Raw genomic sequence first — 14,391 nt, 5'->3', positions numbered from 1 at the left:
CATGGCGGATTACGGGCACACCGAGCCTAAGCGAGGTGCCGAGTGGTGGGGCAAGAGCGTTTGGGTTACTTCTGCGCTTTTCAAAAGTGACCCGCTGTAAAAGCGGAACCCTAAGTGGCCGTTACCGCAGGAATGGATATGTACTCGGTATAACTGTGTCGGCTGTCAGGCCGCCTTCGCGAGCAAGCCCGCTCCCACAGGGGATGGTATTTCAAATCAGGAAATGGTGCTGCGCTCAGGAAGCTTTTGGCGCTGCACTACCCAGTAATCCACCAGCTCGCGCAACTGTGATAGCTCCACCGGCTTGGCCATATGCCCGTCCATGCCGGCCTGGCGTGCGCGTTCTTTATGTTCCGAAAGAATATGCGCCGTGAGCGCTACCACCGGCGTGCGTACGCGCTGGTGGCTGACTTCCCACGCGCGCAGCTGCTGCGTGGCAGAGAATCCATCGAGGACTGGCATTTCACAATCCATCAACACCAGGTCATAGCGCTGGGCCTTCATCGCTTGCAGGGCTTCTTCGCCGTTGCTGGCGGTGTCCGGGTTGAGGTTGAGTTTGCCGAGCATGCCGCGAATCACTTTGGTGGAGATGCTGTTGTCTTCGGCTACCAGGATGCGGAAATCGCTCGGCACGGTCACCGCCACCGGTGCGCTGGGGGCGGGGCGTGGAATGGCTGCGCCTTTGCTGCGTTGAGCCAGTTCGTCGGCCAGGGTCGTCTTGAGCGTATAACCGGCCACGGGTTTGGCGAGGATGCGCTTGATCCCGCAGTTGCGCGCGATGATCTTGCTCGGCGCATTGCTGATACCGGTGAGCATGATCAGCAGGATGTCGTGGTTCAGGCTCGGGTCTTCCTTGATCTTCGCCGCCAGTTGCATGCCGGTCATGCCCGGCATGTTCTGGTCCAGCAGCACCACGTCGAAGTAATCGCGCAGGTGTGCCTTGGTGCGCAGCAGCGCCAGGGCCTCCTTGCCGGACGGCACGGCGCTGACATTCAGGCCCCAGGCCGAACATTGCTGCACCAGTACTTTGCGGCAGGTGTCGTTGTCGTCCACCACCAGCACGCGGGCGTCCTTGAGCGGGCCGTCGAGATCCGACGTCGGGTGCTCCAGGCGCTCCGGGTCCAGCGGCAGGGTCAGCCACAAGGTACTGCCCTGATGGCTGCCACTCTTGATACCGAATTCGCCGTTCATCAGCAGGATCAACTGGCGGGCAATGACCAGGCCCAGGTGACCGCTCAGGCGTGTCGCCGAGAGGAAGTTCTTGCTGTGCAGTTCGCTGTGCAGCAGCGCGTCGCGTTCGGCGGCTTCCATCGGCACGCCGCTGTCCTGCACGGCAATGCGCAAACGGGGCTTGGTGCTGCGCTCGTCGAGGGCCACGACGATCAGCACTTCGCCTTCATCGGTCTTGTGCAGGGCGTTCTCCAGCAGGCTCAACAACGCCTGGCGCAGGCGCGTCGGGTCGCCGCTGATCACGCGTGGCACCTGGGGCTGGATAAAGCTGATCAGCTCGACATTCTGCTGCTCGGCCTTGGCGCGAAAGATACTCAGGCAGTCGTCGATCAACGCGTTGAGGTCGAACTGCACATCATCGAGTTCGATCTGCCCGGACTCCAGCTTGGAAATGTCGAGAATCTCGTTGATCAGGGTGAGCAGCTCGTTACCGGCGCTGTGGATGGTCTGCACGTAGTCGCGCTGCTTCACCGACAGCGGCGTACCCAATAGCAGTTCGGTCATGCCCAGCACGCCGTTCATGGGCGTGCGGATTTCATGGCTGATCTTCGCCAGGAACTCGGCCTTGGCGGCGATTTCGGCGTTGCTGGCGGCCAGGTCGCGGCTCAGGCTGAAGCGCGTTTCGACAATCGCGCGCTGGCGTTCGCCCAGGGCCAGGCTCATCAACAGGCCGCTGAGGCAGATGAAACCCAGCAGGGTGACGATCAGGCCCTGCGGCGCCACCAGGGTGAGGCCGAGCAGGGCGGGAAGAATGATCAGTGTGCCAATGTTGAACACCACCATCGCCGCCACGAACAGACGCGCCGGGCGGTAGCCTTTTTGCCAGTGGTAGGCCGAGACAAACAACATGCTCAGGCCGGCCAGCGCCACCAGGGCATAGGTGATGATGTTCAGTGGCAGGGTATTGACGAACAACAACAGCAGACCGCACAGCACGATCAGCAGGATATCGGCCATCAACACCTTGTTCAGCGGGTGCGGGCCCAGGGGCATGAAGAAGCGGTAGGCGAACATCAACCCGCAAGGTGCGGTCAGCAACAGGGCGAGGTAGGCGCCAGGGGTCTGGATCGCGTGCCAGTTCGGCAGCCATGGCCCCACCAGGTTGAGCAGCAGCGCCAGGCTGAGCATCAACAGCAATTCGCAGGCGGCCAGCCACAGGCTGCTGCGCGAGCGGTGGTAGGCGAAGCGCGTGAGGTTGTGCAGGATCAGCATCAGCAGCACGCCGAACAGCAGGCCGTAGATCAGCGTCTGGTTCTGGTTGGCGGCGGCCAGTACTGCAGGTTCCAGGGTGATGTAGGGGCGCAGTTCGTGTTCCGAGACCAGGCGCAGGTACACCTCAAGAGGTCGTGGGCTCTGGGGCATCGGCAGCATGAAATCGCTGCTGGGCAGCGGGCGTTCAACCTGGGGTTGGCGCGTGCCGGTGGTTTGTTGCTCCACCAGGGTATCGCCGTCCAGTACATACAGGCTCAGGCTGGAAAGATCCGGGGCAAAGACCCGCAGCACTTGTTCGTGCTTGCCGGGCTGCAGCCTGAAGCGCACCCACAACGCACCGTCCGGCTGCGCGGCAGTGATCCGGTCCAGTTCGATGGGGCTGAATTGATTGGTGTAGCGGGCGGAACGGATGTCGCTCAGTTGCAGGTCGGCCTGTTCATCAAGCAATACCGCCCAACCACTGCCTTGCGCGGCGGCCTGGGCCGGGAGCAGGCAGAGCAGGGTCAGCAAGCTGACTGTGAAACCTATGGCGATCCTGAGCCAGCGCACGGCGAAATCCCTTCGTAGGTTGATGCACGGGTTAACTATGCGCGGGGCGACATGTGTACGGCAAGGGCCAAAGGCCCTTACCTAACCGAACGGATAGCTACTGCAAGTGTAGCTCTCAGCTGTTCTCGCCGCGTTCACGGGCAATGGCACGGTAGCCGATGTCTGTGCGGTAGAAACAACCTTTCCAGTCGATTTTCGCAGCCAGCTTGTACGCCTGCTGTTGTGCGGCATCGACACTGGCACCCATTGCGGTAGCGCACAACACACGGCCACCTGCGGTTACAACTTTGCCGTCCTTGAGCGCGGTGCCTGCGTGGAACACCTTGCCTTCCAGCGCAGCGGCGGCATCCAGACCTTCAATCACATCGCCCTTGGCGTAATCGGCAGGGTAACCACCGGCCGCCAGCACGATGCCGACGCTCGGGCGTGGGTCCCACTGTGCTTCGACCTTATCCAGCGCTTGGGCCAGCGCCGCTTCCACCAGCAGCACCAGGCTAGATTGCAGGCGCAGCATCACCGGTTGTGTTTCCGGATCGCCGAAACGGCAGTTGAACTCGATGACTTTCGGGTTACCGGCTTTGTCGATCATCAGGCCGGCGTAGAGGAAACCGGTGTAGACGTTGCCTTCGTCGGCCATGCCGCGCACGGTCGGCCAGATCACCAGGTCCATGACGCGCTGATGCACATCGCTGGTGACCACTGGCGCCGGGGAGTAAGCACCCATGCCGCCAGTGTTCGGGCCGCTGTCGCCATTGCCGACGCGCTTGTGGTCCTGGCTGGTGGCCATGGGCAGTACGTTCTTGCCGTCGACCATTACGATGAAACTGGCTTCTTCGCCGTCGAGGAATTCCTCGATCACCACGCGCGAACCTGCATCACCAAAGGCATTGCCGGCGAGCATGTCGCGCACGGCGTCTTCGGCTTCCTGCAGGGTCATGGCGACGATCACGCCTTTACCGGCAGCCAGGCCATCGGCCTTGATCACGATCGGTGCGCCTTTTTCACGCAGGTAGGCGAGGGCCGGCTCGATCTCGGTGAAGTTCTGGTAGTCGGCGGTGGGGATCTTGTGGCGTGCCAGGAAATCCTTGGTGAAGGCTTTGGAGCCTTCCAACTGGGCGGCGCCAGCGGTCGGGCCGAAGCAATCCAGGCCACGGCTGCGGAACAGATCGACGACGCCGGCAACCAGTGGCACTTCCGGGCCGACGATGGTCAGGGAAACATTCTTCTCGGCAAAATCTGCCAGTTGCTCAAGGGCCAGTACGTCGATGGCGACGTTTTCGCACTTGGCCTCAATGGCGGTACCGGCGTTGCCGGGGGCGACGAAGACTTTCTGGACACGTGGGTCCTGGGCAACTTTCCAGGCCAGGGCGTGTTCACGGCCACCGCTGCCAATGATCAAAACATTCATTTCAAAAACCTCGGATGAAGCAAATTCTGTGAGGCGCCGCAAGTGCGCTTTATGTGGGAGGGGGCTTGCTCCCGATTGCGGTGTATCAGTCAAATAATCAACCTGCTGAAATACCGCTATCGGGAGCAAGCCCCCTCCCACATTTCGATCGAGTGGGATCAGTGGCGGAAGTGGCGCATACCGGTGAAGACCATGGCGATGCCGGCTTCATCAGCAGCGGCAATCACTTCTGCATCACGCATCGAGCCGCCCGGTTGGATCACGGCAGTAACACCGGCTTTCGCGGCGTTATCCAGGCCATCACGGAACGGGAAGAATGCATCGGAAGCCATTACCGAACCCACCACCTGCAAACCGGCGTGTTCTGCCTTGATCGCGGCGATACGCGCCGAGTTCACACGGCTCATCTGGCCGGCGCCGACACCGATGGTCTGGCGGTTCTTGGCGTAGACGATGGCGTTGGATTTAACGTACTTGGCGACTTTCCAGGCAAAGATCAAATCGTTGATCTCTTGCTCGGTCGGGGCGCGTTTGGTCACCACTTTCAAGTCTTGGCTGCCGATCATGCCGATGTCGCGGCTCTGTACCAGCAAGCCGCCATTGACGCGCTTGTAGTCCCAGGCAGCGGCGCGGTCGGCCGACCACTCGCCGCAGGCCAGCAGGCGCACGTTGGCTTTGGCGGCGACAATGGCGCGGGCTTCTTCGCTGACGCTTGGCGCGATGATCACCTCGACGAACTGGCGCTCGACGATCGCCTTGGCGGTCTCGGCATCCAGCTCGCGGTTGAAGGCAATGATGCCGCCGAACGCAGATTCGGTATCGGTGGCGTAGGCCAGTTCGTACGCCTGGCGGATACCGCCTTCAGCGTCCGGGCTCACGGCCACGCCGCACGGGTTGGCGTGCTTGACGATCACGCAGGCCGGTTTGACGAAGCTCTTCACGCATTCCAGCGCGGCGTCGGTATCGGCCACGTTGTTGTAGGAAAGTTCTTTGCCTTGCAGCTGGGTCGCGGTGGCAATGCCCACTTCGGCAGGCTTGGCTTCCACGTAGAACGCCGCGCTCTGGTGCGGGTTCTCGCCGTAGCGCATTTCCTGGGCCTTGATGAACTGGCTGTTGAAGGTGCGCGGGAACTGGCTGCGACCTTCTGTGCTCAAGGTGTCAGCCGCTTGGTTCACGGTGCCCATGTAGTTGGCGATCATGCCGTCATAGGCTGCGGTGTGTTCGAACGCCTTGAGCATCAGGTCGAAACGCTGGGCGTAGGTCAGGCCACCGGCTTTCAGGTTTGCCAGCACGTTGGCGTAGTCGCTGGCGTTGACCACGATGGCCACGTCTTTGTGGTTCTTGGCCGCCGAGCGCACCATGGTCGGGCCGCCGATATCGATGTTCTCGATGGCGGTGGGAAGGTCGCAGCCTGGCTTGTTGATGGTGGCTTCGAATGGGTAGAGGTTAACGGCCACCAGGTCGATCGGCTTGATGCCGTGCTCGGTCATGATGGCGTCGTCGATGCCGCGACGGCCGAGGATGCCGCCATGGATTTTCGGGTGCAGGGTCTTGACGCGACCGTCCATCATTTCTGCGAAACCGGTGTAGTCCGCGACTTCTACTGCGGCCACGCCGTTGTCCTGCAGCAGTTTGAAGGTCCCGCCCGTGGAGAGGATTTCCACACCCAGGGCTTCCAGCTCCCGGGCAAATTCGAGGATCCCGGTCTTGTCGGAAACACTGATCAAGGCGCGGCGGATCGGCAGGCGGGTAGTCTGGTCGGTCATTTCAATTTCCATCAAAAGCAAAGGAGTCAGCAAAAAAGGCGACCGGTTTTACGCGGGCGCCTTTCTGGTTTGATTGAATGCTTACAGCAAATCGTACTGCTTGAGCTTTTTGCGCAAGGTGCCACGGTTGAGGCCCAGCAGCTCACTGGCTTTGGTCTGGTTGCCCTTGACGTAGTTCATCACGCTTTCGAGCAAGGGCGCCTCGACTTCGGAGAGCACCAGGTTGTACACGTCCGTGACGGAAGCACCCTCAAGGTGGGCGAAATAATTGTGCAGCGCTTTCTCGACACTCCCGCGAAGGGTCTGGCCTTCTTCGCTGGGCGTGTTGAGGTGCTGTTTCAAATTGACGTTGTCGCTCACGGGTGTTGTTCCACTCACTAAAGTCTCGGTCATCATCGTCATGCGGCCACCCCTTTTCCATCCCCTGTTCCCAGGCTCTTGTCACGTTCGGCGAAGAACTCACGAACGGTGGCGACCTGTGCCTGCGTTTCATCCAAACGATTGAACTGAGCGCGAAATTCCTTGGCGCCCGGCAAGGTGGCGAGATACCAGCCGACATGCTTGCGAGCAATGCGTACGCCCATCACATCCCCATAGAAGGCGTGCAGGGCGGCCAGATGCTCCAGCAGAATACGTTCCACTTCGACCAACTCCGGCGCCGGCAAGACTTCACCAGTGCGCAGGAAATGCTCGATCTCGCGAAAAATCCACGGTCGCCCCTGGGCGGCCCGGCCAATCAACAATCCGTCGGCACCGGTTGCGTGCAGCACACGCCGGGCTTTCTCGGCGCAGTCGATGTCGCCATTGGCAAATACCGGCATCGACACGGCCTGCTTGATCGCGGCAATGGTGTCGTACTCGGCTTCACCGGTATAAAGGTCGGCGCGGGTACGGCCATGCACCGCCAGCGCTGTAATCCCGGCCTGTTCAGCGATCTTTGCCACTGTGAGGCCATTTTTGTTGTCCCGGTCCCAACCGGTACGAATCTTCAGGGTCACCGGCACATCGACTGCGCCAACGACGGCCTGCAGGATCTCGGCGACCAACTGCTCATCTTTCAACAGGGCGGAACCGGCGGCCTTGTTGCAGACCTTCTTGGCCGGGCAGCCCATGTTGATATCAATGATCTGTGCACCCAGCTCCACATTGGCCCGGGCCGCATCCGCCAGCATCTGCGCATCACCCCCGGCGATCTGTACCGAGCGTGGCTCGGGATCACCTTCGTGGATCATGCGCATCCGCGATTTGCGGGTGTTCCACAAACTCATGTCGCTGGTAACCATTTCAGAGACTACTAGACCTGCGCCCAAACGCTTGCACAGCTGACGAAAGGGCTGATCGGTGACACCCGCCATCGGGGCGAGGATCAAGCCGTTCTGCAATGTATATGGGCCGATGCGTACCGCCGACATAGGACTTCCCTGTTGTGGGGCCGGATCATTAGAGTTCGAAAAAGGGTTGGCATGATACCCGCTCTCGATGACGGGTTAAAGGCTGAATTGGATAAAATCTGAACAGTTATTTTTTTATCGCCACCGGTTTGGTTGACGTCGGTCAAGTCAATAATCCGCCGTCAACCCTCTGCGGGCGTGCCGTTTCACTCGGGCGAGTGGAAGCTCAGGCTGTAGTTCACGGCTTTGTTGCCGGGATCAAGGATGTCCAGGGAAATGTGGATCGGTGTCTGCGAAGGCATTTCGCTGACGCCGGCCAACTCGCCGCTCAGATACTCGGCGGGTTTGAAGCGACGGCTGGCGATCAGGCTGCCGTTCAAATCTGCAAAACGCAGTTCCAGCAGCGGGAACGGCTGGGAAAAGGTTGCGCGGTTATAGAGGATCGCATCCACCACCAGCGCACCGGCGAACTCCGGGTGGCTGCGTACCACCAGGTTGCTGCTCTTGATATGGGCGATATCGACCCGCGATGGCACGGTGCAACCCAATTTCGGGCACAGCTGCTGGAACCACGGACGGTAGGCGTCCTGACGGGCCAGTTCGTCGAATTGGTAGGCGATGTACTGGCCTCCCAGGCCGGCGGCGGCGATCAGCACCAGCAGGATCCAGATCAGGCGGCGGCCCCAGCCCGACGGACGTTTCTGCGCATAGAGGTGCAGCGGGTCGTCTTCAAGGTCCTGGAGCACGGCGTCGTGCACGCTGGCCTCGGTGCGTGGGCGTTTACGCCGTGATTGCGGGCGTTCATCGGCTTCTTCTGCCGCTGGGGTCAGGGGCGTGAAGGGCGGGTCGGGCTCGTCGTCATGCAGGGGCGAGAGCAGGGTTGGCTCGTCGTCGATGGTTTCGCTGTGCAGCGACATGGACGGTTCGGTGCGCTGCCGGGTATTGCTTGGTTCAGGCTCGTCTTCGTCGCTGTCTGCGCGCTCTTGCGCGGGCTCGCTGAACAGGCTGGCGGCCCATTGTTCTTCCTCGGCCTTGACCGTGTCGCGGCTGGCGCTGAGGGTGTCTTCCTTGTGCCGACGATCGGTGCCGGGTTGCCGACGCTCCGCGCCCTGGGGTTGAGTGTGCTGAATCTCGCGGCGCTCGAGCTTGGCCAGTTCTTCGTCCAGGTCCAGGTTGTCCAGGTCCAGCTCCTGGGCTGTCCACTGCTTCTGGCTGATGGCTCGCGGGGGTTCAGGCGTTGGCTCAACCGCAGCGGGCAGTTCAGGTTCGGCTGCCGACACTTGGGCGCGCTGCTCCAGCAACTGGCGAGCGGCGTTGAACACTTGCAGGCACGAGCCGCAGCGCACAACGCCACGGGCCACGCTCAACTGAGCGTGGTTGACGCGGAAACGGGCTTGGCAATGCGGGCACTGGGTGACGAAACTGTCGGTCATGCGGCCATCCGATTCAGACAAGCGCTCATTCTAGCGCCGACGACCGCTGATGCGTACCCAGCCATCACGGTTGGCGATCGGGTCCAGCTCGAAATCCCTGGCGTAGGCCGCAGCCACTTCTTCACCTTGCTCGGCGAGGATACCCGACAGCGCCAGGCGCCCACCCGGCTTGACCAGGCTCGACAGTTGCGGTGCCAGCGACACCAGCGGCCCGGCGAGGATATTGGCGACCAGTACATCGGCCTGTACCTGGGGCAGATCTTCAGGCAGATAGAGTGGGAATTTGCCTTCAGCGATGTTATTACGCCCGGCGTTATCGCGGGAGGCTTCCAGGGCCTGCACGTCGATATCGGTGCCCACGGCCTCCTTGGCGCCCAGCAGCAGCGCGGCAATCGCCAGGATTCCGGAGCCGCAGCCGAAGTCCAGTACGTTGCTGTCGGTCAGGTCCTGGCCGTCCAGCCATTCCAGGCACAGGGCGGTGGTGGGGTGGGTGCCGGTGCCGAACGCCAGGCCCGGGTCCAGCAGCAGGTTGACGGCGTCTGGCTCGGGAGCAGCGTGCCAGCTTGGCACGATCCACAGGCGCTGGCCGAAGCGCATGGGCTGGAAGTTATCCATCCAGCTGCGTTCCCAGTCCTGGTCTTCGATGACTTCGCTGTGATGCTCGGGCAGCGGGCCGCCGGTGAGCAGTTCCATATGGGCCAGTACGGCGGCGGCATCGGTGCCGTCTTCGAACAGGGCCAGCAGGTGGGTGTGGGACCACAGCGGCGTGGTGTTGAGTTCCGGCTCGAAGATCGGCTGGTCTTCGGCGTCCATGAAGGTCACCGACACAGCGCCCACTTCGAGGAAAGCGTCTTCGTAGGTTTCGGCTTGTTCTGGGCTGATGGCGAGACGGACTTGCAGCCAAGGCATGGCGGGCACCTTTGAAAAAATGAATGTGCAGCGAGTAGGCCGCGAAAGCGCGCAAGTTTACGCGAGCGGGCAGCATAAGACGACATTACTGAATGAATGCGGACCAAATGTGGGAGGGGGCTTGCCCCCGATAGCGGTGGATCAGTTACAGATACTGAGGCTGACACACTGCAACCACGCCCTGAGTCCATCCGTCAAACCGCTTTAGCCTCGTCAAACGCCCTGAGTCCATCCGTCAAACCGCTTTAGCCTCGTCAAACGCCTCAGCTAGAGAGGACCCGCGCCGTTTCAAATTCTGTATATGAGCGGCTTCATCGTACGGGGTGCTGGTTTTCCAGCACCTGTACACAATCCTGATCCATTTGAACGCCAACGCTCTGAGCGCCGCTTGATATGAGCACCCTTTCGCCCGCTGTTTATCGTAATAAGTCCTGGCCCAAGCTGATTTGTTGATGCTTTGCGCTGCCCATTCAACAAAGGTTTGGCGGATAAACGTTGAGCATTGATAACGCCAGCGAACAATCTTCGTCTTGCCACTGCGCTCCATGACTGGCGCTACACCAACGTATTTCTGGACTGCGCTGGCGTTTTCGAAGCGATTACGCTGCTCACCCAAAGCGGTCATCAAGCGTGGTGCCAACTGCGGTCCAGCCCCTGGCAGACTTTGGAAAATGGGGTAGTCAGCCAGCGCTGCTGCAACGCTTTCAATCTGTGTATCGAAGCGTTTGATTGCGTTCACCATCGCCTTCAATTGCTCTGCCAGAACGACGGTATACAGCGACATCGGCTCGATAATGCCTCGGTCTTCGGTCAGCGGCATGGCCTTGGCGATCTGGTCCATACGTGCCTGATTGCACCGCGAACGGCGGACGTTATGCTCGTTGAGAAATCTCTGAAGCCTTTCAGGCTGCACGCGCTTGATCTTTTCAAACGTCGGCCAACGAATCAGGAAATCACAAAACACCGCTGTTCCATGGTCATGGAACAGTTCGAGAGCCAGTGGGTAATATTCTTTGAGCGTACTGACCAGGCGATTACTGATTTTGACTCGCTCCTGAACCAGCGTGCGGCGATGCTCGGTCAAGCTCGCCAGCGAACGCATGGCGGGGCTCTGCTGCTCTAATTGGGGAAATTTCTCCGGATGCTTGAGCAGCAACTCAAGAATCCATCGCGCGTCGGTTGGATCGTCCTTCGCGCCACTGCGTACGAACGTTTTGCGGTATTGAGCGACGGTGGCCGGATTGATGGGGAAGATACGCACGAAATCATATTTCAACAGAGCAGCAATTAGCGGCCCTTTACTTAGCTCCACCGCCACCGCGATCAACCCCGGAAAGCGCTTGTGTAGATCAAGCGCCCAGCGTTCTATCGCTTGCGGGGTGTGGTCAATGACACTGAGTTCACACTGGCCACCGTCAGCGGCCTGCAACCTCACATCGTGCTTGCTATCAGCCCAGTCCATCGAGATATAAGCACTGAATTTTTCATGCAAGAGTGTTTTCATCGCAGACCTCCACTCGCGCTAAAGTTGCACTTGGGAACATGCAAGCTTGCGTCCAGCGAAGGCGATATAGAGAGCTATGGGAGCATCCCCTGAGTGTTCGTTACGGCCGCAAGCGCACCTATGGGCTCGAATGTGATTGCATGATCATCGAATGATACGGGAGCAGATTCGTAGCCCGTAGGTGCATGTTCCTTCCTCGTCGATTACTGATATTTCAGTGGTATCAGTATGGAAAAGGAAAGAACGGATTACCTATATCGGGGGCAAGCCCCCTCCCACATTTGTACTGTGTATGGCCTGAAAGCTGGGGGGCAGAAACAACAAAGCCGCCCGAAGGCGGCTTTGTTGGGTGGAGCACTTACTGGTTGGCCAGCTTGTGTTCCAGGTAGTGAATGTTCACACCACCCTCGCAGAAGCCCTCATCGCGAACCAGGTCCCGATGCAGCGGGATGTTGGTCTTGATGCCGTCGACCACGATTTCGTCCAGGGCGTTGCGCATACGGGCCATGGCCTCGTCGCGGGTCGCGCCCCAGGTTATCAGCTTGCCGATCAGCGAGTCGTAGTTGGACGGAACCTTGTAGCCGCTGTACAGGTGCGAATCCACACGTACGCCGTTGCCGCCGGGCGCGTGGAAATGCTTGACCAGGCCAGGGCTTGGGATAAAGGTTTTCGGGTCTTCGGCGTTGATGCGGCACTCCAGGGAGTGGCCGTGCATCTTCACGTCGTCCTGGGTGAAGGACAGCACGTTACCCGCGGCGATGCTCAGCATCTCCTTGACGATGTCGATACCGGTGACCATCTCCGAAACCGGATGCTCTACCTGCACACGAGTGTTCATCTCGATGAAGTAGAAGCGACCGTTCTCGTAGAGGAACTCGAAGGTACCGGCGCCACGGTAGTTGATGTCGATGCACGCCTTGACGCAGCGTGCCAGGACTTCCTGGCGGGCTTTTTCGTCGAGGCCCGGTGCCGGGGCTTCTTCCAACACTTTCTGGTGACGACGTTGCAGCGAGCAATCGCGGTCACCCAGGTGGATGGCGTGGCCCTGGCCGTCGGACAGCACCTGGACTTCCACGTGACGTGGGTTGGTCAGGTATTTTTCCAGGTAGACCATCGGGTTGCCGAACCAGGCGCCCGCTTCGGAGCGGGTCTGCTTGGCGGCTTCGATCAGGTCTTCTTCCTTGTGCACCACGCGCATACCGCGACCACCACCGCCACCGGCGGCCTTGATGATCACCGGGTAACCGACTTCGCGACCAATGCGCAGAGCGGTTTCCTCGTCTTCAGGCAGTGGGCCGTCGGAGCCTGGAACGGTCGGCACGCCCGCTGCAATCATGGCGTCCTTGGCCGAGACCTTGTCGCCCATCAGGCGAATGGTTTCGGCTTTGGGGCCGATGAAGGCAAACCCGGATTTTTCCACCTGTTCGGCGAAGTCGGCGTTTTCCGCGAGGAAGCCGTAGCCCGGGTGGATGCCATCAGCGCCGGTCACTTCTGCGGCAGCGATGATGTTCGAGACTTTCAGGTACGAGTTCGTGGCCAGTGGCGGGCCGATGCAGATGCTTTCGTCCGCCAGTTTCACGTGCATCAATTCGGTATCGGCCGTCGAGTAAACAGCGACGGTCTTGATGCCCTCTTCCTTACAGGCGCGCAGGATACGCAGCGCGATCTCGCCGCGGTTGGCGATCAGGACTTTTTGCAGTTTCTTCGCAGGTTTCAACATCGAAGGCGCTCCGCGGTTCAAACGATGGTGAACAGCGGCTGGTCGTACTCAACCGGCTGACCGTTTTCTACCAGGATGGATTCAATGACGCCGGCTTTTTCAGCGGTGATGTGGTTCATCATCTTCATCGCTTCAACGATGCAGATGGTGTCGCCCACTTTCACGGTCTTGCCTACTTCAACGAAGGCTGGCGAGGTCGGTGCCGGGGTGCGGTAGAAAGTACCGACCATTGGCGACTTGACCACGAAGCCGTTCAACGCTGGTGCGGCTGGGGCAGCAGGGGCTGCGGCAGCGGCTGGAGCGGCGGCAGGGGCGGCAGCGGCAGGAGCCGGTGCTTGCATCTGCGGTGCGTAGAACTGTTGGGCCGGGGTCTTGCTGTGACGGCTGATCCGTACGGACTCTTCGCCTTCCTTGATTTCCAGCTCGTCGATACCGGATTCTTCCAGCAGTTCGATCAGTTTCTTAACTTTACGGATATCCATGAATCATCAACTCCCAAGGGTCGGTCAGGGGCGTTTAGCCTGTTCTTCAACGTGTTCCAGGGCGGCCTCCAGGGCCAGTCGGTAACCGCTGGCGCCAAGGCCGCAGATCACTCCTACCGCTACATCGGAGAAGTAAGAGTGATGGCGGAAAGCTTCGCGTTTGTGCACGTTCGATAAATGCACTTCGATGAATGGGATGCTCACCGCCAGCAGCGCGTCACGTAATGCAACGCTTGTATGCGTAAAAGCGGCGGGATTGATCAGGATAAAGTCCACGCCTTCGTTACGCGCGGCGTGGATGCGATCAATCAATTCATACTCGGCATTGCTTTGCAGGTAGAGCAGATGGTGGCCGGCTTCACGGGCCCGTCTTTCCAGGTCGAGGTTGATCTGGTCGAGGGTCACTGCCCCGTAGACGCCCGGTTCGCGGGTGCCAAGCAGGTTCAGGTTGGGTCCATGAAGAACCAGTAAGGTCGCCATCGGCTGTTCCTTGTTATTGGTAGGGGTGCGGCAGAACCCGGCGACTATGCCGCAAAGCCTTTGTGACTGTCCAGTTCTATGCAGTAGCCAGCACGATTAGCGAGGATTGCGCGAAATTTGTGACTGTGGCCCGGAATCCGGTCATGCCGAACACGGTCTTGAATCCACTGAAGATCAAATGTGGGAGGGGGCTTGCTCCCGATAGCGGTGGATCAGCTACAGGTATTGAGACTGACACACTGTAACCACGCCCTGAGTCCATCCGTCAAACCGCTTTAGCCTCGTCAAACGCCCTGAGTCCATCCGT

General features: G+C 60.1%; 11 protein-coding genes. All 11 read right to left on the bottom strand.

The window, feature by feature from the left end:
* Positions 1–216: 216 nt before the first annotated feature.
* The gene (locus tag E3O56_RS13775) at positions 217–2,991 is read right to left on the bottom strand and encodes a hybrid sensor histidine kinase/response regulator (protein WP_032878117.1); all 2,775 of its coding nucleotides are present in this window, start codon (positions 2,989–2,991) and stop codon (positions 217–219) included.
* 115 nt (positions 2,992–3,106) lie between these two features.
* The gene (gene purD, locus E3O56_RS13770; RefSeq protein ID WP_032878115.1) at positions 3,107–4,399 is read right to left on the bottom strand and encodes a phosphoribosylamine--glycine ligase; all 1,293 of its coding nucleotides are present in this window, start codon (positions 4,397–4,399) and stop codon (positions 3,107–3,109) included.
* 158 nt (positions 4,400–4,557) lie between these two features.
* Positions 4,558–6,165 carry a bifunctional phosphoribosylaminoimidazolecarboxamide formyltransferase/IMP cyclohydrolase gene (purH, locus tag E3O56_RS13765; protein ID WP_032878113.1) on the bottom strand — a complete coding sequence of 536 codons (1,608 nt, stop codon included), beginning with the start codon at positions 6,163–6,165 and terminating at the stop codon, positions 4,558–4,560.
* Between the two features lie 81 nt (positions 6,166–6,246).
* Entirely contained in the window at positions 6,247–6,567 is a 321-nt protein-coding gene (fis, locus tag E3O56_RS13760) for a DNA-binding transcriptional regulator Fis (RefSeq protein WP_002555375.1), read from the bottom strand.
* Positions 6,564–7,577 carry a tRNA dihydrouridine synthase DusB gene (dusB, locus tag E3O56_RS13755; RefSeq protein WP_032878112.1) on the bottom strand — a complete coding sequence of 338 codons (1,014 nt, stop codon included), beginning with the start codon at positions 7,575–7,577 and terminating at the stop codon, positions 6,564–6,566. Before dusB ends, fis begins: the two co-directional genes overlap by 4 nt.
* 185 nt (positions 7,578–7,762) lie before the next feature.
* Complete coding sequence (locus tag E3O56_RS13750) at positions 7,763–8,989, bottom strand: DUF3426 domain-containing protein (protein ID WP_248128427.1); 1,227 nt, start codon at positions 8,987–8,989, stop codon at positions 7,763–7,765.
* A gap of 30 nt (positions 8,990–9,019) precedes the next feature.
* Positions 9,020–9,898 (bottom strand): 50S ribosomal protein L11 methyltransferase, encoded by an 879-nt coding sequence (prmA, locus tag E3O56_RS13745; protein ID WP_032878110.1) that lies wholly within the window; start codon positions 9,896–9,898, stop codon positions 9,020–9,022.
* A gap of 235 nt (positions 9,899–10,133) precedes the next feature.
* Positions 10,134–11,402, bottom strand: coding sequence for an IS110 family transposase (locus E3O56_RS13740; RefSeq protein WP_248128426.1), 1,269 nt, complete (start codon positions 11,400–11,402; stop codon positions 10,134–10,136).
* Between the two features lie 358 nt (positions 11,403–11,760).
* Positions 11,761–13,122, bottom strand: a complete 1,362-nt coding sequence (gene accC / locus E3O56_RS13735; protein WP_003188188.1) for an acetyl-CoA carboxylase biotin carboxylase subunit — start codon at positions 13,120–13,122, stop codon at positions 11,761–11,763.
* 17 nt (positions 13,123–13,139) lie between these two features.
* Complete coding sequence (gene accB / locus E3O56_RS13730; RefSeq protein WP_003188191.1) at positions 13,140–13,604, bottom strand: acetyl-CoA carboxylase biotin carboxyl carrier protein; 465 nt, start codon at positions 13,602–13,604, stop codon at positions 13,140–13,142.
* A gap of 24 nt (positions 13,605–13,628) precedes the next feature.
* On the bottom strand, positions 13,629–14,084 hold the full coding sequence (gene aroQ / locus E3O56_RS13725) for a type II 3-dehydroquinate dehydratase (RefSeq protein ID WP_032878109.1): 456 nt from the start codon (positions 14,082–14,084) through the stop codon (positions 13,629–13,631).
* Between the last annotated feature and the right edge of the window lie 307 nt (positions 14,085–14,391).

Source organism: Pseudomonas sp. W2Aug9 (genome assembly GCF_023127755.1).
GTDB lineage: Bacteria > Pseudomonadota > Gammaproteobacteria > Pseudomonadales > Pseudomonadaceae > Aquipseudomonas > Aquipseudomonas synxantha_A.
Note: the sequence above shows the minus strand (reverse complement) of the source record. Positions and strands in the feature narration are given on the sequence as shown.

Coding starts and splice junctions, on each gene's coding strand:
- purD (WP_032878115.1), bottom strand. CDS start 4,399: ATGAATGTTTTGATCATTGGCAGCGGTGGCCGTGAACACGCCCTGGCC.
- E3O56_RS13750 (WP_248128427.1), bottom strand. CDS start 8,989: ATGACCGACAGTTTCGTCACCCAGTGCCCGCATTGCCAAGCCCGTTTC.
- prmA (WP_032878110.1), bottom strand. CDS start 9,898: ATGCCTTGGCTGCAAGTCCGTCTCGCCATCAGCCCAGAACAAGCCGAA.
- accC (WP_003188188.1), bottom strand. CDS start 13,122: ATGTTGAAACCTGCGAAGAAACTGCAAAAAGTCCTGATCGCCAACCGC.
- accB (WP_003188191.1), bottom strand. CDS start 13,604: ATGGATATCCGTAAAGTTAAGAAACTGATCGAACTGCTGGAAGAATCC.
- fis (WP_002555375.1), bottom strand. CDS start 6,567: ATGACGATGATGACCGAGACTTTAGTGAGTGGAACAACACCCGTGAGC.
- E3O56_RS13740 (WP_248128426.1), bottom strand. CDS start 11,402: ATGAAAACACTCTTGCATGAAAAATTCAGTGCTTATATCTCGATGGAC.
- purH (WP_032878113.1), bottom strand. CDS start 6,165: ATGACCGACCAGACTACCCGCCTGCCGATCCGCCGCGCCTTGATCAGT.
- aroQ (WP_032878109.1), bottom strand. CDS start 14,084: ATGGCGACCTTACTGGTTCTTCATGGACCCAACCTGAACCTGCTTGGC.
- dusB (WP_032878112.1), bottom strand. CDS start 7,577: ATGTCGGCGGTACGCATCGGCCCATATACATTGCAGAACGGCTTGATC.